This window comes from Streptomyces sp. MUM 203J (assembly GCF_022414595.1).
Taxonomy (GTDB): domain Bacteria; phylum Actinomycetota; class Actinomycetes; order Streptomycetales; family Streptomycetaceae; genus Streptomyces.
This window is the reverse complement of record NZ_JADWYO010000003.1, coordinates 1-22157: the sequence shown is the minus strand read 5'-3', so window position 1 is coordinate 22157 and position 22157 is coordinate 1. Positions and strand designations below refer to the sequence as shown.

Below are 22157 nucleotides of genomic sequence, written 5' to 3'. Positions count from 1 at the left end.
CCCGCAAGACAAAGGAGAGCCATGGCCGAAGAGTTCGTGGCACCGAGCCCTCAGGAATTCGTGAACGCATTCGGAGTCGAGCCAGTGACCACTGGGGAAACCGAATGCAGAATCGACTTTTTCGAAGTAACCGGAGAGAATTTTCAGTTCTCGTACGACACGGTCGGCAAGTCCGTCTCTGTCACCTGGCACCCAGCATCGCGAGGTTCCACATTCGCATCGTTCCGGGAGGGCGCAACACTCCTCCGAATCATCGATACTCGCGAATCAACCAAGCTGGCAATCGATTTCAACACACAGGACACGACCGGACGGATGGAGATCCAGATCTTTCCGCACATCACCATCTCGGACCAAACCCTGCTGCGCTGAACAGATATGAGGAGCGATGTCAGGTGACTCGAGGCTGGATCGATTGAGCAGACATCACGACAAGAAGACGCACTTCACGCTGCCAACACAAGCTCCGATCGCCATTGAATATCGGCAACAAGCAACCCGACCGGCGAGGCACCCCGGCCAGGAGGCGGTGGGCCCCCGCACCTACGCAGGCACCCGCCTGACCCGCGCGGGCCGGGTCCGCTACCAGCACGACGGGCTGGGTCGCATCACCCTGCGTCAGAAGACCTATCTCTCCCGCAAGCCGGACACCTGGCGCTACACGTACGACCCGCCGGGACGCCGCACCGGGAAGCACCACCTATCGGAAGGCGGCGAAACGGTCGTCGAGAGGGTCGCCTTCACCTGGGACGGTACGACCCTCTGCGAGCAGACCACCACTTCCACCGCCCTGCCGAATCCGGTCACCCTGACCTGGGACCACCAGGGCCTGCGCCCGGTCGCCCAGACGGACCGAATCACCGCGAGAGGCGCGCCCCAGGAAGAGATCGACTCCCGCTCCTTCGCCGTGGTCACCGACCTCGTCGGTACGCCCAGCGAACTCGTCGGACAGGACAGCGAGACAGCCTGGCGCGCCCACCGCACCTCTGGGGCACAGCCGCCTGGGCCAGGAGAAGCTCCGCGCACACACCACTCCGTATCCCGGGTCAGTACTACGACCCCGAAACCGGTCTGCACCACAACTACTTCCAGCACTACTACCCGGGACCGCCCATCAACTGACCCCTGACCCGCTCGGGCTCACCCCCGCACCCAATCCGGGCACCTATGTCCACAACCCGCGCACCTGGTCCGACCCGTACGGACTCAACCCGTGCCCACCAAGCGAGAAAGGCAACCCCTTCAAAGCCCGGGACAACGCGGAACGAGCGCGGCGTTTGACCTCGCCAGCGTCCCCTATGGAGAGGAGCCCCTCGGTCGATGGGTCGTCAGCGGGGACAAGGACATGCAGCACATGCCCGGATACACCTACTTGCCAGGCCTCGCGCACTGGGACAGCTTCCGCCGGTTCGAGACGGAGAGCGGCTCGCGAGTGGTCGTCGAACACACCCATGCCCCGGCAGGACCCTCCTTCCACACCGGAAAGCCGGAGATCGACGGCACACGCAGCCTCGTCAACTTCGGCTGGGACAACGCGCGTCCGGTTCGACGATGCCTGGGGCTACCCGGAGGACATGGAGCGGCATGCCAAGATCAACAAACCGGGTGGTGCTCACCACCTCTTCTACGAGGTCTGCTGAAAGGGTCAGGGGTGTCGACGGAGCAGCAGAGGCCCGAGTGGCGGGACGTCCTGGAGCGCTGCGGCCTCCATGTGCTGGAGAGCACGTCGCAGGACGGGCCCCCGGTGCGATCCGCCATCTACGCCGTCACCGGATTCGAGGTCGAGCCGGTCGCCTCGATTCCGACCTCATCCCCCGGTGCCATCGCCGAACTGGACGAGAAATGGCACTTCCACGCGTCACGTGTCTCGCTCTATGACGACAACGGCGAGTTCCTCGTCCTCCCGCCCGTGTCGGGAGGCAGTGAGATCGGCTGGGTAAGGGTCCGGGACACCATCGGCAGGAACCTGCCCTCACGCATCGCCGGTGTGACGGGTTCCCCCGAGTTCCTTGCCGTGTCGATCAACGGCAGCCACCTTTGCGCCGCCTCGGTGGAGGAGTACGACTACTGGGTGGTGCTGCACGAGTTTTCCTGACGCACAACACGCTGCCCACCCAGGTCCTCGTCAGCGCCGGTGGCGCCGATGCCAGGCCGACCGGGTCGACCAGGCGGGTGTCGGCATCGATGACGACCTGGTGGTTGGTGGAGTAGTAGATCCGAAGAAGCCTCGCAAACATTCTCTCGTGGCGAGTTGCCCCGACAGTGCTGACGGGCCGGAGGTACGCCAGCCCGCCTGCGCGGTGAGGCGGCTGGCCGAGCAGCGCCGTCAGGCAAGACCCGGTTGGCGTACCGTACCGGCATGTCCATGCCGCCGTATCAGGGCCAACAGCAGCCCCAGGGCCAACAGCCTCACCCGGGCGGCCCCCAGTCCCCGTACCCCCCGCAGCCATACGCGGGCCAGCCGCCCCAGGGCGGTTACCCCCAGCACTACGGCCAGCACCCGTACGGCCACCCATACGGGCCGGCCTACGGGCAGCCGCCCTTCCCGCCGCCCCCGCGCAAGAAGCGGACCGGCCTGGTCCTGGGCATCATCGCCGCCTCCGTCGCCTTCCTGCTGCTGCTCGGCTGGCTCGGCAGCAACCTCATCCGCTCCGACTCCGGCTACCCGGCCGCCACGCACCGGCTGGAGCTGCCCCCAACGCTGCTCGACGGCCGGTACACACTCGCCGACGACCTCTCAGACACGGTGAACCGCGACCTCAAGGACATGAGCGAGGCGAACATCCGCGGTACGAAGGCTGCGGTGGGTCAGTACGCAGCCACCGGCGAGGACGGGACCGGGGTCCTGGTCGTCTCCGGCCTCTACGGCCGGATCAAGAATCCGGACACCGCCCGCACCGAAACGCTCAAGGGCGCGGCGGACGCGCCCGGCGCCCAGGTGCTTGTGCCTCCGCAGGACATCACCCCGCCTGGCTCGACCATCACCGTGACCTGCCAGGTTCTCTCCAAGAAGGACCCGGGCAGCGGCCGGGCTGTCTTCCCCATGTGCGCCTGGGCCGATGACAACACCAACGGATCCGTTGCCGAGTTCACCGCGAAGACCGCCACCGCGAGCCCGGAATCACTCGACCTTGCCTCGGCTGCCCGCACCACACTTGCGGTCCGCGAGGAGATGCGCCGCCCGATCGAGTAGGCCCCCCACTCCAGTGTCCCCGGCAGACAAGCGCGCTGCCTCCCATGCCTGCCCCGAAGCCTCCCGGGTCCGCCCACGACCGGCTGGTCCGGCTCGCGCTACCGCCGACCTCCCCCACGGACGCCCAGGGGCGCTGGAGAGCGGCGGAGACCGCGCTCGGTACCCGGATGCCGGGCGACCACAGGCAACTCGTCGAAGCCTACGCATGGAGCGAGTTCTGCGACTTCCGCTACCTCCGGACACCGTTCGGCACGCACCAGCACCACACCCCCGCATGGCAATCCGGCCACGACCGGGCCCGCGAGCGCTACCCGCACCCCCTGCACCCGTCCCCCGGCGGCCCACTCATCGGGGCCACGCTGCGCCAGACATCGGCCCCCACCGCGAACCACCGACGCGGGATCGTGGCACTCCGGACACGACGGCACGGGACAAGACCACCTCGCGACCACTGACACCGACCAACTGCTCACCGACGACATGTTCCGCGCCCACCAGATCCGGGTCGCCTACCCGTCCGAGGACGGCGAGCGCGCCCGGCGACAACTCTGCGCCGCGTCCAGCTCATGGGGGTGCGAGGTCCACCAGATCACGACCGCATCCGGAACATCCCTGCCGACCTGGAACACGCCACAGACGAAGACAGGTGACCCCTCCATGACGACGATCTCCGCCGTGCTCCTCGACGTCGACGGCGTCCTGCTGGACTCCACAGCCGCCCACCGCAGAGTCTGGTCCGCCTGGTCACTCACGCACGGCCTCGACCCTGAGAAGGCATGGCGGCTCACCTTCGGCCGCCGCCCCGAGGACACCGTCAAGGACGCCGCCCCGCACCTGAACCCGTCCACCGAGCGCCGAACACTCGACGCCCTCCTGGCCCAGGAGCAGGACCGCATCCCCCCGATCACCGGAGCCGCCGCCCTCCTGCGCTCCCTCGCCCACACCCCCCACGCCCTCGTGGCCTCAACGACCGCGCCTTCGCCGCAGCCGCCCTCCCCCTCCCGCCCGTCGGCGTGTACGGCTCCGACGTCACCCACGCCAAACCCGCCCCCGACTGCTTCCTCCTGGCCGCCGACCGCCTCGGCGTCCCCCCGCAGGCCTGCCTGGTCGTGGAGGACGCCCCCGCGGGCGTAGAGGCCGCGGCGACCGCGGGCTGCCGGGTCGTCGGCCTGACGACCACCCACCCCGCAACCGCCCTCCACCAGGCCCACCTGCACGCCACCAGCCTCTCCGAGGTGCGGCACCACCTCACCGCAGCAGGCGTCCCCGCCGCCGCACACACCCCACATGGCCGGTGAACGGCCTTCCGGCCAGGGCCCCTCCGTCCCCACCATGAGGTGTGCACCACCTGACGCCGACACCCCCCGCGACCACCGCGACCATCACCAGCTCCACCACCGCGCTCCCCGCCCGGGACCGCTTCGACTGGTACACCGACATGGTCAGCCAGAGCCTCGCCCCCATCACCCTCACCAGCCCGCACGCCCCCGACTTCGACGCGACCGCGACAACCGTCGACCTGGGTGGACAGCCCCAGGTCATGTCCTTCTCCCTCCCCTCCCACACCGCCGTACGCACACCGCGCCACATCCGCCGCGGCGACCCCGAGACCTACCAGCTCTGCCTGCTGACCGAACGCCCCATACGCGTCGAACAGCTCCGCACCGACACCCTGGTCCGCACCGGTGACTTCGTCCTCTTCGACACCTCCCACCCCCTGCGCACCCGCTTCACCGACGACCAAGGCCGTGGCCGGACCATCATGCTCCGGGTGCCCAAGAGCGCCTTCCCGCTCCCCGCGCACACGGCCGACCGCCTCCTCGCCCAGCGCCTCTCCCCCACCGGGGTGAGCGGCACGCTCCTCACCCAGTACCTGCGGACCCTGATCGAGCGCGCCGCCGACCTGGCCCCCGCCGAGAGCCACCGTCTCGGCACCATCGCGCTCGACCTCGCCGCCGCGTTCCTCGCCGAGTACGCGGACGCCGCGCCCCTCCTCCCCGCCGAGACGCGCCGCCGGGAACTGCTGGCCCGCATCAACGCGTTCATCGACGCCAACCTCGCGGACCCCGCCCTCACCCCCGCCCACATCGCGGCGCACCACCACATCTCCCTCCGCACCCTGCACCAGCTCTTCCGCACCGAGCCCGAGACCGTCGCCGCCACCATCCGACGCCGCCGCCTCGAACGCTGCCGCGCCGACCTGGCCGACCCCCGGCTGCGCGGCCGGCCCATCGGCGCGCTCGCCGCCCGGTGGGGCTTCCTGGCCCCGCCCGAGTTCAGCCGCGTCTTCCGCGCCGCGTACGGGCTGACGCCCAGCGACTTCCGCCGACAGGCGACCGGCAGGGCCACCTCTGCACGCGACCACAACTGATGTCGCGCGCATCCACAACCCGCCCCGCCTCTCCCGTACCACCATGGGAAGCACACCGCCCGACCCCCCGCTGAAGCGTGACGGCGCTCGGCAGGGGCCCCAGGGCATCGGGCGGTTCGTGCAAGCAGGGTCTCCCGCCGCGACGGGTGGAGGGAAGGACGGGGGAGCTGTCGGCCTTCCCGGCGCCGGGAGACCCTGCGGATGCGGTACGAGCACGGGTTCACGTACGGGTACGTGCCCGGTCGCGCCCCTGGACCAGCGCGGACTCACGCCACAGCCGCTCCCGCGGCGGGCTCCGTGCACTCCACCCACAGCAGCTTCCCGCCGCCTGTATCGAGCGGGTACGCCCCGAAGTCGTCGGCACACAGTTCCACGAGCAGCAACCCGCGCCCCTGTTCGTCCTGGTCCCCCGCCGGGGTGACACCCGTGCCCCGGAACGGCGCCGGGATCCGGGGGTTGCTGTCCCTGACACCGAGCCGCAACCGCCCGGTCCCCGTCGACCGGAGGGTGAGCGTGTAGGGGGCGTCCGAGTACAGGTACGCATTGGTGGCCAGCTCACTGACCAGCAGCTCCGCGACCGCGGTGAGCCGCCGCATCCCGTGCGCGGCGAGGACGGTGCGGAGGGTGCTGCGCGCGATCCCGGGGCCGCGCGGGTCCTGCGGAAGCTGGAGGGTGTACGCCCACGGCGGCGTTACGGTGAACGGCATGGAAGTCTCCAAGAGGTGTGGAGAGTTGCGGAGTCCGTACGGGATGCCTGGTGGCTCTGTCGGCTCGTCAGCCGGTGCGCTTCCAGGCGAGTGGCCTGAGTCACAGGCTAGCGCCACACATGGAATAGATTCCATGAACTTCGAGGACTAAACGCCATGAACCCTCGTGTGGGTGACGGCAGACAGAACGAGGTGACCATGCCCCCGAACGCACCTCCGACCGCCCGACGCCGGCGCCTCGGAACGGAGCTGCGGCGGTTGCGTGAGCGCGCAGGCATGACGGCCACCAACGCCGCCGCGCTGATCAGCGCCAACCAGTCACGCATCAGCAACATCGAGGCCGGCCGGTACGGCGTGAGCGCCGAGCGCGTACGGGCCCTGGCGGCGAACTACGAGTGCGTGGACAAGGCACTTGTCGAAGCCTTGGCCGGGATGACCGGCGAGCGCGGCAGGCGCGGCTGGTGGGAGGAGTACCGGGATCGCCTGCCCGCCCGGATGCTCGACCTGGCCGAACTCGAACATCACGGCCACCGGCTCCGTACCGCGCACATTGCGAACCTGCCCGGCCTCCTCCAGACCTTCGAGCACGCCCGCGCGGTGTGCCGCCAGGTCGTCCCGGAGCTGTCACCTCCCGAGGTGGAGCACCGCGCGTCCTTCCGCATCAAGCGGCAGACCGTCCTCTTCCGCGAGGACCCGGTCCCGTACCAGGCGGTCCTTCACGAGGCGGGGCTTCGCATGCAGTTCGGCGGCCGGGCCACTGCCCGCGCGCAGCTGAAGCACCTTCTGGCCATGAGCGAGCGCGAGCACATCACCCTGCTCGTCATTCCGTTCGCCGCCGGTGCCTTCGCCGGATCGACCCAGCCGCTCTATTACGTGCACGGCGCCGTCCCACAACTGGACACCGTGCAGCTGGACCAGTCCCACGGGCCCGTATTCCTCGACGCCGAGGCACAGCTCGACAAGTACCGGCTCGTCCTGGAACGGCTCACGGCCACCGCCCTCGACCCGAAGAAGTCGCAGGACTTCATTCACAGCATCGTCCGAGACCTGTGAGGTACACACCCATGTCAGAGGCCACCTGGAAGAAGTCGTCGTTCTGCGGCGAAGGCGAATCCTGCATACACCTCGCCGCAGGCGACCGCGGCACCATCAGACTCACCGAGACCAGCGACCCCTCGGGCGCCGTCCTCACCCTTGCCCCCACCACGTGGCGGGCCTGGCAGGAGGACATACGGCTCGGGCGCGTGCCCGACGGCGGCGAGACGGGCCCCGACGGCACCCTCCGCCTGCGGACGCACCCGCAGGGGCCCGTCGTCACGACGACCACCCCCCAGTGGGAGGCCTTCGCCGCCGGCGTCCGCGCAGGGGAGTTCGACAGGCTCGCGGGCTGACCCGGAATCACCGCCGGGCGGTGCGCCCGTTCACGTACACGGGGTGTGCGCATATGTACATCGCGCTAACACTCAGCAGCATCGCACCCCAGAACGGAGCGCCGCCCGGCATCGAGCCGACCAACGCGACCAGCGCGGCGAGCAGCAGCATCAACCCGGCGGTGATCCGGCTGGGCACACTCCGGTCCACCAAGTGATCCACAACACGCGATGGCCAGATTGCCCGCGCTGACCTGCAGGAACTGCACGCAGACCGGTCGCCGCCCAACATCCCGTACAAAGAAGACGATCAGAAGACCCCTCAGGTTCCACACTCCGGCGACACTCCCCCAACCGACCCCCTCCGCTCCCGTGGAACCTCCACCCGACCCCCGCCAACTGGTCTGGACCACTGCGCTACTCTGTGGCATGCAGCCGCAAACGGCTGCATCACGCCCCGGCCGGTGACCACGGCGGGCAAGCACCACAGGAGAAACACATGGGGAACAAGGTGGGCCGTCTCGGGGACGCCGGAGGAACGGTCGCCGCCGTCACGGTCATCGCACTGACGGCCATCGCCGTCGTCGTGCTGGGCTACTTCCTCTTCACCCAGACGGGTCAGACCAAGTTCTGACACGCGGTCACCGAAGAAGCGCCGCCGCCGGACTCACCCCGTCCGGCGGCGGCTTCGTGTTTGGGCGGGGACGCAAGATGGGACACAAGGGCCCAAAGAAGGGTCAACGACGGTAATTGCCCGGGGTCACGCCCCGTGATACACAGAGTGACCGGACGCGTATCCGTGCAGTTCAGCCCCTCACAGGCGTGCAGGTCAGAGGGGCCGACTCGGTCAAACGTGCGGTGATCGGGTAAAGAGACCCGCCAAGTCGTCGTGCGGTGGCGGTTCCATCAGCGAAGATAGTTGATGACCCATGCCAAGGGGCGGGGCATCGAACTACCGAACAGGGGCGGTGAGTTACATGTACCTGGCGGCCGAGAAGGGCGACATCACCACCATCATTGGCGGAATCGCCCCGAACTGGGGGCCCTTCGGGAGCCTGGGCAACCAGGCCCGTGTGATGATCGAGATCGTGATGGCGGTGGCCATCCTGCTCTGTCTGGGCATCGCGATCTGGGGCGCGGCCAAGCAGCGCATCGGCGCGACGGCACTGCGGGACACGTTCAGCGCCGAGCAGGGCAAGGGCCTGATCGTGGCGGGGCTGACCGGTGTGTTCATCATCGGATCGCTCGGAACACTGTTCACCATCGTGTACGGGATGGCCGTCTAACCCGGCCGCCCGGCCTTTCATCCGCCGGCCCGGCCCGCAGAGGATGCGTCTCCTGATGTCCAGTCACCATCTCACAGCAGCACGACAGTCGTCGTACGAGGAGGCGTGCCCGTCATGAGTGACGCCGACGAGTACGCGGGCGGCGGGGGCGCAGGCGGGACCCGAACCCGGCTCCCGGAGCGCGACCCCGCGCGTCGGCCCGCACGGCCGTCACGGTCCCTGGTCACGGTGGTGGGCGTGGTCGTGCTGCTGCTGGCAGCGATCGCCTTCGCGAACCGGGGCGGCGACGGGGACGGCGGGGGCAGCGCGAAGGGCGCCGCCACGGGCGGCGCGGCCGCGGCACCGACGGCCCCGACAGGCGTCCGCCCCGTCACCGGCAAGGCGGGCACGATCCCCACGGGATACGCCCAGGACGACCAGGGGGCGCAGAGCGCGGCGGCGAACTATGCGGTGGCACTCGTCTCGGCCGAGATCCTTCAGGAGGACCGGCGCCCTGAGATCCTGAAGCAGATCTTCGTTCCCGACAAGGTCCCTTCGCTGGAAGCCAGCTTCGACAAGGCGTACACACCGGAGTTCCTCGCCAAGATCGGCCTCGATGCCAAGGGCAAAGCCGCCTCCGGCATGACGTACGTGTCCCGCACGGCTCCCATGGGGACTAAGGTCACCCAGCTCGACAGCACATCCGCGACCGTGGACGTCTGGTGCACTGGCGTGTTCGGTACCGCTGGCGCGGACTCGACCATTCCGGTGACGGCCGACTGGTTCACCATGACCATCAAGCTGCAGTGGTCGGGTGACGACTGGAAGGTCGAGAGCTTTGTCCAGAGGGACGGCCCTACCCCGGTCAATGCCGACCGCAAGGCATCCACCGCCGATGAAATCGCGGCGGCAGTAGATGAGTTCGGAGGGTTCACCTATGCCCGGTAGGCCTCACTGGGCACTACGCGCCGCCTCCGCCTTCGCCCTGGCCAAGGCTTCGGTCGTCATGCTGGCAGCACAGGCCTGGGCCGAACCGAGCCCGTCGACATCACCCTCGGTGTCACCGTCGCCATCCGGCAACAGTGACTGCGACATGATTGTGGGTCCCGCCCGCGACTACTGCGAGAACAACCCCGGAACCACCCCCACAACCCCCACCCCCACCGACGCCCTCGACCCCCTCACCTCCCTCGCGCGCGGATGCGCCGACGCCGCCGCCTGGACCGTCGACAAGCTCAGCGCGGCCGTCGAGAACACCGCCGCCGTCGACTTCACCAACGACAACTTCCTCAAGCAGTACGCCGTGGTCTTCGCGGCCTCCACCATCCTCACGCTCATCCTCTGGCTCCTGGCCGTGGCCAAGCGGGCCATCCGCGGCGTGCCCTTCACCACGGCCATGTCGGAGGCGGTCGGGTTCCTCTGGCTCACCGTCCTGGCGTCGGCCTTCACCCCGCTCATCCTGCACACGATCGTCTCCGCGACCGACAGCGTCACCGAGGTGATCGCCGCGGGCACCGGCGGCCAGACGGACATGTTCTTCGGGTCGTTCGCCGAAGCCCTCAAGAAGGGCGACGACATCGGCGGCGGACCGATCATGCTGATCATCGTCGCGCTGGTCTCGATCCTCGCCGCCGGAATCCTCTGGCTGGAGCTGGTCATCCGCGCGGCGCTCCTCTACGTCGGCGCTCTCCTCGGCACCGTCGTGTACGCGGGGCTCGTGGACCGCAACCTGTGGGGCCACGTGCGCCGCTGGGCAGGCATCATGATCGCGATCATCATGATCAAACCGGTCATCGTGATCGTGCTCGGCCTGGCCGGGGCGCTCTCCTCCGGCGACGGGCCGAACGCCTTCTCCGCAGTCGTGTCCGGCCTCGCCATCATCCTGCTGGCCATCTTCGCGTCCGCCGCGATCTACCGCTTCGTCCCCGGCTTCGGCGACGAGATCGCCGCCGCCCGTACGAACCGGAAGCAGGCCACCGACGGGGCACAGGCCGCCGCCGTCATCTCCTCCCCGGCCGCCCTCGTCTCCCAGGGCATCAAGGCCCACAGCAGCCGCGGCCACCAGCAGCCCGCACCGGCGGGCGCGGTCAGCGGCGGCGTGTCCGCCCACAGCAGCCGCGGCTCCAGCACCCCGGCCACCACCCCGGGGGGCGGGGCCGGCGGCGGAAGCGTCCCCTCCGCCGCGCCTGCGCCCCGCAGCGCCCCCGGCGCCGCGAGCCCGGCGACCAGCACCCCGCACAGCAGCCGCATCCCCGGCCGTAACACCCCAGGCAACACCGGAAACACCGGAAACACCGGCACCACAGGATCAGGAGGTGGAGGGCGGTGACGACCCAGTCCCATCCGATCACGCCCCGCCGCGCGTATCTCATCGGCCGCGCCCGCCCCAACGCCGTCATCGGCAAGAACCGTGAGACCGGCGAGATCGCCCTGATCGTCTTCGGCGCGTTCCTGGGCATGATGAGCGGCCTGCTGATCCCGTTCCTCCCGCTCCGCATCGGCCTGCTCACCGGCTTCCCCGCGATCGCGCTCGCGGCCGTCTACGTCCCGTACCGCGGCCGTACGTTCTACCGCTGGTACGAGGTCAACCGCAGCTACAAGCGGGTCCTCCGCCAGGGCACCACGTACCGCTCCGGAGCCGTCGAGGCCGGTACCCGCCTCGACGGGCGCGAGGTCGAGATCGGCGCCCCGCCCGGCATCGGGCGTATCAACTGGCTGTCCGCGCCCTTCGGCCCCGACGAGATCGCCGTCCTCCTGCACGCCGACCGCCGCACCGTCACCGCCGCCATCGAGATCGAAGGCCCCGGCGTCGGACTGCGGGACAGCGAGGACCAAGAAGCTCTGGTGGACCGTTTCGGCACCCTCCTCAAGCACGTCGCCAACGGCGACGGCTTCGTGACCCGCCTCCAGATGCTGGCCCGCACCCTGCCCGCGGACCCCGACGCCCACGCCAAGGACGTCGCCCAGCGCGGCGACCCGCACGCCCCCGGCTGGCTCCTGGAGTCGTACGACCAGCTCCAGTCCATGGTGTCCACCTCCAGCGAGCAGCACCGCGCCTACCTGATCGCCTGCATGCACTACAGCCGCGACCTCGCCGCCGAGGCCGAGGCCATCGCCCGCGCCGCCAAGGCCGCCCGCAAGGCATCCGGCGTCAAACAGCGCAAACTCGACAAGGACGCCGGACTCGCCGTCGTCATGGCCCGCGAACTCACCGACATCTGCGCCCGCCTCGCGGAAGCCGACATCCGCGTACGGCAGCCCCTCGGCAGGTCCCGGCTCGCCTCGCTCATCCACTCCATGTACGACCCGGACCACCCCATCGACCACATCCAGGCCATGACGCAGCGCAACGCCTGGCCCGCCGAACTCGACGCCGTCGAGGCCACCTACCTCCAGGCCAAGACCCGAGAGTCCGCCACCCGCGCCCCCTGGTGCCATGCCACCGCATGGGTCAAGGAATGGCCGATGACCCCCGTCGGCGTGAACTTCCTCGCCCCGCTGCTCGTCCACACCCCGGACGTCATCCGCACCGTCGCCGTCACGATGGACCTCGAACCCACCGAGATCGCCATCGAGCGCATGCTCACCGAGAAGACCAACGACGAGGCCGAAGCCAGCCGCGCCGCCAAGATGAACCGCACCGTCGACCCCCGCGACATCGCCGCCCACGGACGCCTCGACCAGCGGGGTGAAGATCTCGCCAGCGGCGCGGCAGGAGTCAACCTCGTCGGGTACATCACCGTGTCGTCCCGCTCACCCGAGGCACTGGCCCGGGACAAACGGACGATCAGGGCGTCGGCCGGCAAGTCCTATCTGAAGCTGGAGTGGTGCGACCGCGAGCACCACCGGGCCTTCGTGAACACCTTGCCGTTCGCCACAGGCATCCGCCGCTAGCCGATGGCCCATGGGCCGACAGCCACAGCCGATAGGGGCCTGATGATGCGCGATCCGCTGTCCGTTCTCACCGACGCCTTCACCTCCTTCCTGTTCGGGAAGGTGGAGACGACCCGCCTGCCCGTCCGCACCTCCACGGGCCAGGCCCAGGCCGTCTACCTGCCCACCGCCGCCCCCGGACTCGGCGACTCCGGCGTGATCATCGGCCGTGAGGTCTACAGCGGCAAGGGCTACATCTACGACCCCTTCCAGCTGTACGGGCAGCAGCTCCCCGCTCCGCACTGGCTGGTCCTGGGCGAGTCCGGCAACGGCAAGTCGGCGCTGGAGAAGACGTACGTGCTCCGCCAGCTCCGCTTCCGCGACCGCCAGGTCGTCGTCCTGGACGCCCAGGGAGAGGACGGCGTGGGCGAATGGAACCTCATCGCGCAGCAGCTGGGAATAACTCCCATCCGGCTCGACCCCATGGCCGCCCTCGACGACGGCATCCGCCTCAACCCGCTCGACCCGTCCATCACCACCACGGGCCAGCTCGCGCTGCTGCGCACCATCATCGAGGTGGCCATGGGCCACGGCCTGGACGAACGCTCCGGCTTCGCCCTGAAGGTCGCCCACGCCTACGTCAACGCGACCATCACCGACCGCCAGCCCGTACTCACCGACATCGTCGAGCAGCTCCGCCACCCGAAACCCGAGTCGGCGGAGGCCATGAACGTCGACATAGACGATGTACGGGCCTGGGGCCTCGATGTCGCCCTCGTCCTGGACCGGCTGGTGGACGGCGACCTGCGCGGCATGTTCGACGGCCCCACGACGGTCGGCATCGACCTCGACGCTCCCCTGATCGTGTTCGACCTGTCCCACATCGACCGCAACTCCATCGCCATGCCCATCCTCATGGCGATCGTCGGCGTGTGGCTCGAACACACCTGGATCCGCCCCGACCGGAAGAAGCGCATCTTCCTGGTCGAGGAGGCCTGGCACATCATCAACAGCCCTTTCGTGGCGCAGCTGTTCCAGCGCCTGCTGAAGTTCGGCCGCCGCCTGGGCCTGTCCTTCGTGGCGGTAGTCCACCACCTCAGCGACGTCGTCGACGGCGCGGCCGCCCGCGAGGCCGCCGCCATCCTCAAAATGGCCTCCACCCGCACGATCTACGCCCAGAAGGCCGACGAGGCCCGGGCCACAGGCCGTGTCCTGGGCCTACCCCGCTGGGCGGTGGAGATCATCCCCACCCTCACCCCCGGCATCGCGGTCTGGGACGTCAACGGCAACGTCCAGGTCGTCAAACACCTGATCACCGAGGCCGAACGCCCCCTCGTCTACACCGACCGCGCCATGACCGAGTCCTCGGCCGCGGACGACGACATGAGCGACATGAAGGCCGCCGAATGGGAAACCGAACAACGCGCCGCCCTCATGGAACAGCACATGCACAGCTCCCCCGAGTCCACGGTGGCCTGACATGCCCCGCACGCTCCACACCCCGGCGGAAAGCTCGGGAGGCCCCGGAGGCCGCGGCGGACACCACGGCCCTCCCGGCGGCGGCCGGCAGCGGGGCGTCCCGGACGGTCTCCTGGTCGGCGTCCTGGCCTTCCTGCTCGGCACGACCCTCCTGGTCTGGACGTCCACCGGCCTCGGCGGCCTCCTGACCCACGGTTCCTGGCCCAGCGCCGTCACCTTCACCCGCACCCCCCTCGCGATGCGGTCCCTCCTCTCCGACCCCCGCGCCCTCCCCGCCGCCTGGCCCGCCACCCCGCCCGCGGAGCTCTCCGGCCACGGCGTCTTCTGGGGCCTCCTGATCAGCCAACTCCTGATCCTGGCCGTCCTCGCCTTCTTCGCCCTCAGCGCCTACGCCCGCTGGCGCACCCCGAGCCCCGGACCCGCGGCCCCCAAGACGACACCCGCCGCCATTCATCCCCCCACCACGGCCACGGCCACACTCACGGCCACGGCCACGGCCACCACACCCTCCGGGCCCTCCCCTCCTCCCGTCCCCTCCCCTCGCGCCCACCCCGGTCCCACACCCGCGCCCCCATCCCCACCCACGCACCCACACCTCCCCCACCACCACCTCCTCCACGGCGACCGCGCCACCCTCCGCCCCCACGCCCTCCAGGCGGTCCTCGACGCCGAAGGCCCCGCGCTGGTCGTCACCTCCGACCCCACCCTGTGGTCCGACACGAAGGACACCCGCGCCAAACTCGGCCCCGTCCTCCTGTACGACCCCGGCCACCTCTGCGACACTCCGGCCCGCCTCCACTGGTCGCCCACCGACGGCTGCGAGGACCCGTCCACAGCCGCCGCCCGCGCCGCCGCCCTCCTCGCGCCGGTACGCCCCCGGGCCCGCATCGACGCGGCCCTGGCCGACACCGCCGAGACCCTGCTGCGCTGCTGGCTGCACGCCGCCGCGGTCGACGGCCGCCCCTTCAAGCAGGTGCACCGCTGGGCCCAGCACCACGGCACCGCCCACGAAGCCGTACGCATCCTCCGCACCCACCCCAGGGCGACCAACAGCCAGGCCGGCCTCCTGGAATCGGCGCTGACCGCCTACCCGGAGCGCCGCGACGCCGCCCGCGAACTGACGGTCCGCGCGCTCACCGCGCTCTCCTCCGTCCACATCCGCGAAGCCTGCACCCCCCATCGAACAGATTCGCTGACCTTGGAATCTTTCATCGAGGAGACGGGCACCCTTTACATGGTGGGCGAACCCATCGAGGACCCCCGTACAGACCCGGGAGCGATGCCTCTCCTCACGGCGCTCACCTCGCACGTGGTCGAGCACGGCCGCCGCATGGCCGCACGGTCATCCGACGGTCGGCTCGACCCACCACTCACCCTGGTGCTCGACGACATCGCCGCCGTCGCCCCGCTCCCCCACCTCCCGTCCCTTCTGGCCACCGGCCACCACGAGGGCCTTCCCACCCATGCCCTCCTCCGCTCCCGGGAGCAGGCCCGCACCCACTGGCCGGACACGTCGCTCACCACCCGTTCCCCCAGCACCTCCGGCGGGCCGACGGGGTCTGTGTAGGGCCGGCCGACCCGACGACCCGGGAGGTCCACCGAGCGAGCCATCTGACGCAGCCGTCCAGGCCGCGGTCCCGGCCCTTGGCGACGCGTGGCGTCTCCCGCAACCACGGCACCCAAGCCGACACCCCGCCGACGGCCCGGCCTCCACTTCACCGGACGAGATCAACACGCCGACGGGCGAGACCGTCACCGCCCCCCGGCATCCGACGAGGCGCCCCCTCCGGCACTGAACCACCCTCGGCACCGGCCTCCACACCAGCGGCCTCCCACCGGGCCCCGATGCCCCCGATGAGGTCCGCAGGCCTTCGCCGGCCTCCGGGCGCCCCTGAACGACTCGTGCACGCGGGCGCCCACTCCTCCTTCCTCCGGCGGGCCACCACGAACTCGACGGCCTGGGCCGGGCCATGAAGCCCGGCCCGTAGGACGCAGACCGCCTTCCCGAGCTTCTCGATCGGCCCGGTCGAGAAGCTCGCCCCGGGCCCGGCGGCGACCGTTCCTCCAAGCATCCGAGGAAGCACGAGGATCCGCAGAACGGCACCCGCGACAAGCGCGACCTCTGAGCACAGGCCCCCGACACCCCGCCGCCGACCCCGGAATCCGTTTCGCGCCGTACCGGACCGGCTCATAGCCTGCCCCCGTGCCCACTCACGTGATCGTGCTCAACGGCGGCTCCAGTTCAGGCAAGTCCGGGATCGTCCGGTGTCTCCAGGCGGTTCTGCCGGACCCGTGGCTCGCCCTCGGGGTCGACACCCTGGTCGACGCGATGCCCGCCTCCATGCAGGCCTCCGGCGCGGGCATCGAGTTCGCCTCCGACGGCGGGGTGGCCGTCGGGCCGGAGTTCCGGTCGCTGGAAGCTGCCTGGATGGAGGGCGTCGCCGCGATGGTCCGTGCCGGCGCCCGGGTCATCGTCGACGAGGTCTTCCTCGGCGGAGCCGCCTCCCAGCAACACTGGCAGAAGGCCCTCGCGGGGACCGACACCCTGTGGGTCGGCGTCCACTGCGACAGCGACGTCGCCGCGGGCCGCGAGATCGCCCGTGGGGACCGCATCCGGGGCATGGCCGCGTCACAGGCGGACCTGGTCCACCAGGGCGTGACCTACGACCTGGAGGTCGACACCACCCACACCGAGTCCCTCACCTGCGCCCGAACCATCGCCTCCCGTCTCAACGGACCACGCCTCGCCGGCATGCAGGCGGCGCCGCCCGAGCCCGCCCCGCCCGCCCGGCGGCTCGGCCGACCGCCCCACAGCTGACCGCACGCCCGGCACCGCAGCGGACGCGGACGCCCATCCGCCCCGCAGCGCCCGACCGGTCCACGGCGTCACCGACACCCACCACACGGTCGCCCCCACCGGGCAGCGGCCCGCCCTCACACTCCCGCAGCAGCACCCCCGTCACCCCACCACCACACACCGCTCCCGCACGCCGCCCGAAGCCGTCACCCGCGCAACGCCCTCACTCGGCCCCACCCACAGCACCCGCAGCACCGTCGCCGCCCACAGCCACCACAGCCGCTCACCCCGGCGTCGCCCCCGGCCGCCGCATCTCGTACTCCAGCTCCCGCGCCTCCGGGTCACCCTCCATCGCCATGGTCGCCCCGCTCGGTGTGAACCCGGCCCGCCGGTAGAACGCCGCTGCCCGCCCGTTCCGCTCGTGCACATACAGCCGCACCCGCCGCACCTCCGGCTCCCGCAGCGCCCAGGACCACTCCACCGCCGCCCGGAACAGCGCGTCCGCCACCCCACGACCCCGCGCCTCGGGCCGTACATACACGCCCACGAGATGCGTCTGGTCCTCCTCCGCCGCCGCCCCGAACCGCACACCGCCCGACGCCCGTTCCACGAGCACCGTCACCGTCCCCAGCCACCGGCCGTCCGTGCCGGCCGCGACGAACTGGCGGACATCACCGCCGCCACCCTCCGCGGCCCGTTCGGCCCGTCCCTGCCAGAACACATCCGGCTGGGCCACAGCATCCTCGTACTTCTCCAGGAACGCGATGCCCGCGACCGGATCCCGCAGCGCCTCCAGCCGCAACTCCCGCACCTCAGGCCACTCCTCGGCCCGCACCTGCCTGACCACGAACCCCATCCCGTGCTTCCTCCCACCACAACCAGTACAAGAACAAGAACGCCGACAAGGCCCGGAGGACCGAGAAGCCCCACCGCCGCCGGCCTCTTTCTCTCCAGCTCACTCGCCCCTCGCCGAGTTCCAGATCCCCCCGAAACCCGGGAAGTTCACCCGGCTAGTACCCCGGTACTACACCCCATCCCCGACTGCGGTCCCAGGTCCGACGCGCCGACCGGCCCCGCTCCCTAGCGTCGAACCCATGATCCGCGCACACCGACTCACCAAACGCTACGGCGACAAGACCGCAGTCGACGACCTCACCTTCACCGTACGCCCCGGCACTGTCACCGGCTTCCTCGGACCGAACGGAGCGGGCAAGTCCACCACCCTGCGCATGCTCCTCGGCCTGGACGCCCCCACCCACGGCCGTGCCACCCTCAACGACCGCTCCTACGCCGCCCATCCCGCACCGCTCACCCAGGTCGGCGCCCTCCTCGACACCCGCGCCGCCCACCCCGGCCGCACGGCTCACGCGCACCTCATGGCCCTCGCCCACACACACGGCCTGCCCCGCCGACGCGTCACCGAGGTCCTGGAGCTCACCGGCCTCGCCGACGTCGCCCACCGCCGCGTCAAAGGCTTCAGCCTCGGCATGGGCCAACGCCTGGGCATCGCCGCCGCCCTCCTCGGAAACCCGTCCACCCTCATCCTCGACGAACCCGTCAACGGCCTCGACCCCCAGGGCGTCCTCTGGATCCGCACCCTCCTCAAGTCCCTCGCCGCCGAAGGCCGCACCGTCCTCGTCGCGTCCCACCTCATGTCCGAGATGGCTCTGACCGCCGACCACCTCGTCGTCATCGGGCGCGGGCGCCTCCTCGCGGACACCACGGTCACCGACCTCGTACGCCGCTCAGGCGGATCCTCCGTCAGAGTCGTCACCCCCCTCGCCGACGACCTGCGTCGCGCCCTTCTCGCCGAACAGCCCGGCGCCGAGGTCACCGCCACCGCCTCCGACACCCTCGAAGTCCGCGGCACGGACGCCCCGCGCATCGGCCGCACCGCTGCCGCCCACACGATCCCCCTCCACGAACTCACCCCCCAGGAAGCCTCCCTGGAACAGGCCTTCATGAACCTCACCCATGACACCGTCGAGTACCGGGGAGCCACCGCATGAACCCCACCGCCACCCGCACCCCCGCGCCTGCTCAGCCCCCGGCTCCGGCTTCCCTCCACGCCGTCACCCCGGTCCGCCTCCTGCGCTCCGAGTGGCACAAACTCCGGTCCCTCCGCTCCACCTGGGTCACCCTGCTCACCGCGGTGTCGCTGGTCCTCGGCGTCGGCCTCCTCATGGGCACCACCTACACCTCCGGCGGCGGGGACTCCGACATCGACACCGTCGTGCTCGTCCTCTACGGCACGCTGCTCTCCCAGATCTGCCTCGCCGTCCTCGGCATCCTCGTCACCGCGGGCGAGTACGGGACGGGCCTGATCCGCACGACCCTCACCGCCGTCCCGCACCGGCTGCCCGTGCTGTGGGCAAAGGCCGCCGTCCTCTCCGCGACAGCCTTCACCGTCAGCCTCGTCACCGCTCTGCTCACCTTCCTCACCGCGCAGCACTTCCTCTCCGACACGGATCAGGCCGCTTCCCTCACCGACGACGGCGTCCTCCGCGCCATCGCGGGCAACTCCACCGGCCTCACCCTGCTCGCGCTCATAGCCCTCGGCCTGGGCGCCCTGCTCCGCTCGGTGCCCGGCGCCCTGGGCGCGTTCGTCGGGGGCGTCGTGATCCTCCCGGAGATCCTCTCCGCCCTCCCGTACGAGACCGTGCACACCGCCCTGCGCTACTCCCCCACTCAGGCCGCGGCAGCCCTCGGCTCCGCGACCCCGCTCCCGAACGCCGTTCCTCCGGCACAGGCCCTCCTCGCCCTGCTCCTCTGGACAGCGGCGACGCTCGCCGTGTCCGCCGCACTCCTCAAGCACCGTGACGCATGAACGCAGGACGACATGACGTTCCGCCACGTCGCATACGAAGATGACGACATGTCCTCCCAGGAAGGCGGTGCCCGCTCGATGACCGTGCACCTGCACGCGGTTCTGCACCGCGTACGGGACTTCGACCGGCGCCGCCCCCTGGTCTGGGACATCCTGCTCACCGGCCTGTTCGTGACCGCGGCGCTCACCGACGCGCGCGGCGGCTGGCGCAACGTCGCCGCCGACCCGCACGTGCCGCCCCTCCTGATCGCGGCCCTCAGTCTGGGGTTGTCCCTGCCGCTCCTGTGGCGCCGCCGGCACCCGCTCGCAGTCCTGACGGCCATGGCACCGTGCGCCCTGGTCAGCCACTGGACGGGGGCCATGCTCCAGGCCACGTTCATCCAGTACGTCGCCGTCTACAACATCGCCGTCCGCCTACCGCTCCGGCATCTGTGGTGGACGGCCGCCCTGCTCGCCGGACCGTTGGCGGTGGGCGCGGCCCGCCATCCTCGCGTCAGCTGGGACCAGCAGCTCGTTCCGCCGCTCTTGGCGTTCGCCCTGGTCGCCCTCGCGGCCATCGCCGTCCGCACCCGCCGGGACTACACTGCCTCCCTGGTCGAGCGGGCCCGCCGCCTGGAGGTCGAACGCGATCAGCAGGCCCGCCTCGCCGCCGCCGCCGAACGCACCCGCATAGCCCGCGAGATGCACGACATCATCGGCCACAACCTGTCCGTCATCACCGGTCTGGCCGACGGCGGCCGGTACGCCGCGGCCAAGTCCCCCGAGCGGGCCGCCCAGGCTCTCGAAGCCATCTCGACGACCAGCCGCCAGGCTCTCACGGAACTCCGCCACCTCCTCGGCGTCCTCCGCGAACACGACCGGCCTCCGACCCCTGCCGCCACCCCCGCCGAACTCTCCCCGCAGCCCGCGCTCACCGACCTGGACGTCCTCGTCGACGGCGTACGCGCCGCGGGCCTCCCTGTCGACGTCGCTGTCCACGGCACGCCCGTGCCCCTCTCACAGGGCCGCCAGCTGGCCGTCTACCGCGTCATCCAGGAAGCACTCACCAACACCCTCAAACACGCGGGCCCCCACGCAACAGCCGACGTCGACCTCACCTACACCGACAGGTTCACGGTCACCATCACCGACACCGGTACCGCCCGACCCGTCGGCACCACCGTCGGCCGCGGCCTCACCGGCATGCGCGAACGCGCCGCCCTCTACGGCGGCACCGTCGAAGCCGGTCCCCAACAGCCTCCGGCCACCGGGTGGCGCGTCCAACTGCTCCTTCCGAAGGAAAACCCTCAGTGACCACCGTCCTCATCGTCGACGACCAGCCCCTCCAGCGCCTCGGCTTTCGCATGCTGCTGGAGAGCCAGGACGATCTTTCCATCACCGGTGAAGCCGCCAACGGATCCGATGCTGTCCGCCTCGCCTCCGCTCTGCGCCCGGATGTCGTGCTGATGGACATCCGCATGCCCGGAATGGACGGCATCGAGGCGACGCGCCGCATCACCGCCACCGGCGACCGCACGCGGATCCTCATCCTCACCACGTTCGATCTGGACGAGTACGCGTACGGAGGGCTGCGCGCCGGCGCCAGCGGCTTCCTCGTCAAGGACGCCCAGCCGGAGGAGGTCCTGGCCGGTATCCGCGCCGTCGCGAGCGGCGACGCGGTCGTGGCACCCACCCTGACCCGCCGCCTCCTGGACGCGTACGTGCAGCTTCTCCCCGCCTCCCCGGGTGGCGTGCCCGACCTGGACCCCCGACTGGTTTCCCTCACCGACCGGGAACGGGAGATCCTCACGGTCATCGGCCACGGCTGGACGAACACGGAAATCGCCGAACGGCTCCATCTGGCCGAGTCCACGGTGAAGACCCATGTCGGCCGCATCCTGGCCAAGACCGGCTCACGTGACCGGGTCCAGGCTGTGATCCTGGCATACGAAACCCGCCTGGTCACTCCGTGAAACCCTGGTCACTCCGCAAAACAAAAAAGGCCTCAGCCCCGAGACTAAAGACGTCTCGGGGCTGAGGCTCAAAATTAGTTCGGCGGCGTCCTACTCTCCCACAGGGTCCCCCCTGCAGTACCATCGGCGCTGAAAGGCTTAGCTTCCGGGTTCGGAATGTAACCGGGCGTTTCCCTAACGCTATGACCACCGAAACACTATGAAGAAAACAAACTCAACCAGCCCACAAAAGCGGGAGTTCGTTACTTCAGAACAAACACAGTGGACGCGAGCAACTGAGGACAAGCCCTCGGCCTATTAGTACCGGTCAACTCCACACCTCA

The 22157-nt window shown here is 70.2% G+C and carries 24 protein-coding genes, 1 rRNA gene and 1 pseudogene; 23 read left to right on the top strand and 3 right to left on the bottom strand.

Translation table 11 applies throughout. The features are described from left to right. Positions 1-21: 21 nt before the first annotated feature. The 8 genes and pseudogenes from I3F58_RS02825 (at position 22) to I3F58_RS02790 (ending at position 5564) form a co-directional block, all read left to right on the top strand. Entirely contained in the window at positions 22-372 is a 351-nt protein-coding gene (locus tag I3F58_RS02825) for a hypothetical protein (protein ID WP_240106550.1), read from the top strand. A gap of 121 nt (positions 373-493) precedes the next feature. Next, a pseudogene (locus I3F58_RS02820) lies at positions 494-1220 on the top strand (RHS repeat-associated core domain-containing protein); the annotation flags it as partial. 431 nt (positions 1221-1651) lie between these two features. Further along, the gene (locus tag I3F58_RS02815) at positions 1652-2095 is read left to right on the top strand and encodes a hypothetical protein (RefSeq protein WP_240106549.1); all 444 of its coding nucleotides are present in this window, start codon (positions 1652-1654) and stop codon (positions 2093-2095) included. A gap of 264 nt (positions 2096-2359) precedes the next feature. Further along, a complete protein-coding gene (locus I3F58_RS02810; RefSeq protein WP_240106548.1) occupies positions 2360-3193 on the top strand; it encodes a hypothetical protein in 834 nt (277 codons plus the stop codon). Positions 3194-3237: 44 nt separating this feature from the next. Next, positions 3238-3648: a hypothetical protein gene (locus tag I3F58_RS02805; RefSeq protein ID WP_240106547.1), complete on the top strand. Its 411-nt coding sequence runs from the start codon at positions 3238-3240 to the stop codon at positions 3646-3648. Between the two features lie 202 nt (positions 3649-3850). Further along, positions 3851-4327: a hypothetical protein gene (locus I3F58_RS02800; RefSeq protein WP_240106734.1), complete on the top strand. Its 477-nt coding sequence runs from the start codon at positions 3851-3853 to the stop codon at positions 4325-4327. Beyond that, complete coding sequence (locus tag I3F58_RS02795; RefSeq protein WP_240106722.1) at positions 4258-4491, top strand: HAD family phosphatase; 234 nt, start codon at positions 4258-4260, stop codon at positions 4489-4491. Before I3F58_RS02800 ends, I3F58_RS02795 begins: the two co-directional genes overlap by 70 nt. A gap of 41 nt (positions 4492-4532) precedes the next feature. Next, a complete protein-coding gene (locus I3F58_RS02790) occupies positions 4533-5564 on the top strand; it encodes a helix-turn-helix domain-containing protein (RefSeq protein ID WP_240106546.1) in 1032 nt (343 codons plus the stop codon). A 266-nt stretch (positions 5565-5830) separates the two neighbouring features. Here the strand turns inward: I3F58_RS02790 and I3F58_RS02785 are convergent, their stop codons facing one another. Then, positions 5831-6271, bottom strand: a complete 441-nt coding sequence (locus I3F58_RS02785; protein ID WP_240106545.1) for an ATP-binding protein — start codon at positions 6269-6271, stop codon at positions 5831-5833. A 198-nt stretch (positions 6272-6469) separates the two neighbouring features. Between I3F58_RS02785 and I3F58_RS02780 the strand changes: the two genes are divergently transcribed. From I3F58_RS02780 to cpt, 11 genes are all read left to right on the top strand, one after another. Further along, positions 6470-7324 carry a helix-turn-helix transcriptional regulator gene (locus tag I3F58_RS02780; RefSeq protein ID WP_240106721.1) on the top strand — a complete coding sequence of 285 codons (855 nt, stop codon included), beginning with the start codon at positions 6470-6472 and terminating at the stop codon, positions 7322-7324. 11 nt (positions 7325-7335) lie between these two features. After that, positions 7336-7662: a DUF397 domain-containing protein gene (locus tag I3F58_RS02775; RefSeq protein WP_240106544.1), complete on the top strand. Its 327-nt coding sequence runs from the start codon at positions 7336-7338 to the stop codon at positions 7660-7662. 53 nt (positions 7663-7715) lie between these two features. Further along, positions 7716-7859, top strand: coding sequence for a hypothetical protein (locus tag I3F58_RS02770; protein WP_240106543.1), 144 nt, complete (start codon positions 7716-7718; stop codon positions 7857-7859). 281 nt (positions 7860-8140) lie between these two features. Next, positions 8141-8275, top strand: coding sequence for a hypothetical protein (locus I3F58_RS29250; RefSeq protein ID WP_275678047.1), 135 nt, complete (start codon positions 8141-8143; stop codon positions 8273-8275). A gap of 343 nt (positions 8276-8618) precedes the next feature. Then, a complete protein-coding gene (locus tag I3F58_RS02765; RefSeq protein WP_149179851.1) occupies positions 8619-8927 on the top strand; it encodes a hypothetical protein in 309 nt (102 codons plus the stop codon). A gap of 114 nt (positions 8928-9041) precedes the next feature. Beyond that, entirely contained in the window at positions 9042-9854 is an 813-nt protein-coding gene (locus tag I3F58_RS02760; RefSeq protein ID WP_240106542.1) for a hypothetical protein, read from the top strand. After that, positions 9844-11235 carry a hypothetical protein gene (locus I3F58_RS02755; protein WP_240106541.1) on the top strand — a complete coding sequence of 464 codons (1392 nt, stop codon included), beginning with the start codon at positions 9844-9846 and terminating at the stop codon, positions 11233-11235. The genes I3F58_RS02760 and I3F58_RS02755 overlap by 11 nt, the downstream gene beginning before the upstream one ends. Next, the gene (locus tag I3F58_RS02750; RefSeq protein ID WP_240106540.1) at positions 11232-12800 is read left to right on the top strand and encodes an SCO6880 family protein; all 1569 of its coding nucleotides are present in this window, start codon (positions 11232-11234) and stop codon (positions 12798-12800) included. The genes I3F58_RS02755 and I3F58_RS02750 overlap by 4 nt, the downstream gene beginning before the upstream one ends. Before the next feature lie 45 nt (positions 12801-12845). Further along, entirely contained in the window at positions 12846-14258 is a 1413-nt protein-coding gene (locus I3F58_RS02745; RefSeq protein ID WP_240106539.1) for an ATP-binding protein, read from the top strand. A gap of 1 nt (position 14259) precedes the next feature. Beyond that, positions 14260-15825, top strand: coding sequence for a type IV secretory system conjugative DNA transfer family protein (locus I3F58_RS02740; protein WP_240106538.1), 1566 nt, complete (start codon positions 14260-14262; stop codon positions 15823-15825). 648 nt (positions 15826-16473) lie between these two features. Then, the gene (cpt, locus tag I3F58_RS02735) at positions 16474-17076 is read left to right on the top strand and encodes a chloramphenicol phosphotransferase CPT (protein ID WP_374207896.1); all 603 of its coding nucleotides are present in this window, start codon (positions 16474-16476) and stop codon (positions 17074-17076) included. Positions 17077-17338: 262 nt separating this feature from the next. Here the strand turns inward: cpt and I3F58_RS02730 are convergent, their stop codons facing one another. Beyond that, on the bottom strand, positions 17339-17911 hold the full coding sequence (locus tag I3F58_RS02730) for a GNAT family N-acetyltransferase (protein ID WP_240106536.1): 573 nt from the start codon (positions 17909-17911) through the stop codon (positions 17339-17341). 238 nt (positions 17912-18149) lie between these two features. Here I3F58_RS02730 and I3F58_RS02725 point away from each other — a divergent pair, with 238 nt between their 5' ends. Genes I3F58_RS02725 through I3F58_RS02710 form a run of 4 tightly spaced genes read left to right on the top strand, consistent with a single transcriptional unit; the run spans position 18150 to position 21834 of the window. Then, the gene (locus tag I3F58_RS02725; RefSeq protein ID WP_240106535.1) at positions 18150-19064 is read left to right on the top strand and encodes an ABC transporter ATP-binding protein; all 915 of its coding nucleotides are present in this window, start codon (positions 18150-18152) and stop codon (positions 19062-19064) included. Then, positions 19061-19882, top strand: coding sequence for an ABC transporter permease (locus I3F58_RS02720; RefSeq protein ID WP_240106534.1), 822 nt, complete (start codon positions 19061-19063; stop codon positions 19880-19882). Before I3F58_RS02725 ends, I3F58_RS02720 begins: the two co-directional genes overlap by 4 nt. 48 nt (positions 19883-19930) lie before the next feature. Then, complete coding sequence (locus I3F58_RS02715; RefSeq protein ID WP_240106533.1) at positions 19931-21175, top strand: sensor histidine kinase; 1245 nt, start codon at positions 19931-19933, stop codon at positions 21173-21175. Further along, the gene (locus I3F58_RS02710) at positions 21172-21834 is read left to right on the top strand and encodes a response regulator transcription factor (protein ID WP_240106532.1); all 663 of its coding nucleotides are present in this window, start codon (positions 21172-21174) and stop codon (positions 21832-21834) included. Before I3F58_RS02715 ends, I3F58_RS02710 begins: the two co-directional genes overlap by 4 nt. A gap of 77 nt (positions 21835-21911) precedes the next feature. On the opposite strand, the gene rrf is transcribed toward I3F58_RS02710, so the two are convergent. Continuing rightward, positions 21912-22028: ribosomal RNA gene (rrf, locus tag I3F58_RS02705) — 5S ribosomal RNA — on the bottom strand. Between the last annotated feature and the right edge of the window lie 129 nt (positions 22029-22157).

What these genes read in the sequence shown, in the direction of transcription:
- I3F58_RS02825 (WP_240106550.1), top strand. Translation starts at nt 22, where the DNA reads ATGGCCGAAGAGTTCGTGGCACCGAGCCCTCAGGAATTCGTGAACGCA.
- I3F58_RS02810 (WP_240106548.1), top strand. Translation starts at nt 2,360, where the DNA reads ATGTCCATGCCGCCGTATCAGGGCCAACAGCAGCCCCAGGGCCAACAG.
- I3F58_RS02805 (WP_240106547.1), top strand. Translation starts at nt 3,238, where the DNA reads ATGCCTGCCCCGAAGCCTCCCGGGTCCGCCCACGACCGGCTGGTCCGG.
- I3F58_RS02800 (WP_240106734.1), top strand. Translation starts at nt 3,851, where the DNA reads ATGACGACGATCTCCGCCGTGCTCCTCGACGTCGACGGCGTCCTGCTG.
- I3F58_RS02785 (WP_240106545.1), bottom strand. Translation starts at nt 6,271, where the DNA reads ATGCCGTTCACCGTAACGCCGCCGTGGGCGTACACCCTCCAGCTTCCG.
- I3F58_RS02780 (WP_240106721.1), top strand. Translation starts at nt 6,470, where the DNA reads ATGCCCCCGAACGCACCTCCGACCGCCCGACGCCGGCGCCTCGGAACG.
- I3F58_RS02775 (WP_240106544.1), top strand. Translation starts at nt 7,336, where the DNA reads ATGTCAGAGGCCACCTGGAAGAAGTCGTCGTTCTGCGGCGAAGGCGAA.
- I3F58_RS02770 (WP_240106543.1), top strand. Translation starts at nt 7,716, where the DNA reads ATGTACATCGCGCTAACACTCAGCAGCATCGCACCCCAGAACGGAGCG.
- I3F58_RS29250 (WP_275678047.1), top strand. Translation starts at nt 8,141, where the DNA reads ATGGGGAACAAGGTGGGCCGTCTCGGGGACGCCGGAGGAACGGTCGCC.
- I3F58_RS02765 (WP_149179851.1), top strand. Translation starts at nt 8,619, where the DNA reads ATGTACCTGGCGGCCGAGAAGGGCGACATCACCACCATCATTGGCGGA.
- I3F58_RS02760 (WP_240106542.1), top strand. Translation starts at nt 9,042, where the DNA reads ATGAGTGACGCCGACGAGTACGCGGGCGGCGGGGGCGCAGGCGGGACC.
- I3F58_RS02755 (WP_240106541.1), top strand. Translation starts at nt 9,844, where the DNA reads ATGCCCGGTAGGCCTCACTGGGCACTACGCGCCGCCTCCGCCTTCGCC.
- I3F58_RS02745 (WP_240106539.1), top strand. Translation starts at nt 12,846, where the DNA reads ATGCGCGATCCGCTGTCCGTTCTCACCGACGCCTTCACCTCCTTCCTG.
- I3F58_RS02740 (WP_240106538.1), top strand. Translation starts at nt 14,260, where the DNA reads ATGCCCCGCACGCTCCACACCCCGGCGGAAAGCTCGGGAGGCCCCGGA.
- I3F58_RS02730 (WP_240106536.1), bottom strand. Translation starts at nt 17,911, where the DNA reads ATGGGGTTCGTGGTCAGGCAGGTGCGGGCCGAGGAGTGGCCTGAGGTG.
- I3F58_RS02725 (WP_240106535.1), top strand. Translation starts at nt 18,150, where the DNA reads ATGATCCGCGCACACCGACTCACCAAACGCTACGGCGACAAGACCGCA.
- I3F58_RS02720 (WP_240106534.1), top strand. Translation starts at nt 19,061, where the DNA reads ATGAACCCCACCGCCACCCGCACCCCCGCGCCTGCTCAGCCCCCGGCT.
- I3F58_RS02715 (WP_240106533.1), top strand. Translation starts at nt 19,931, where the DNA reads ATGTCCTCCCAGGAAGGCGGTGCCCGCTCGATGACCGTGCACCTGCAC.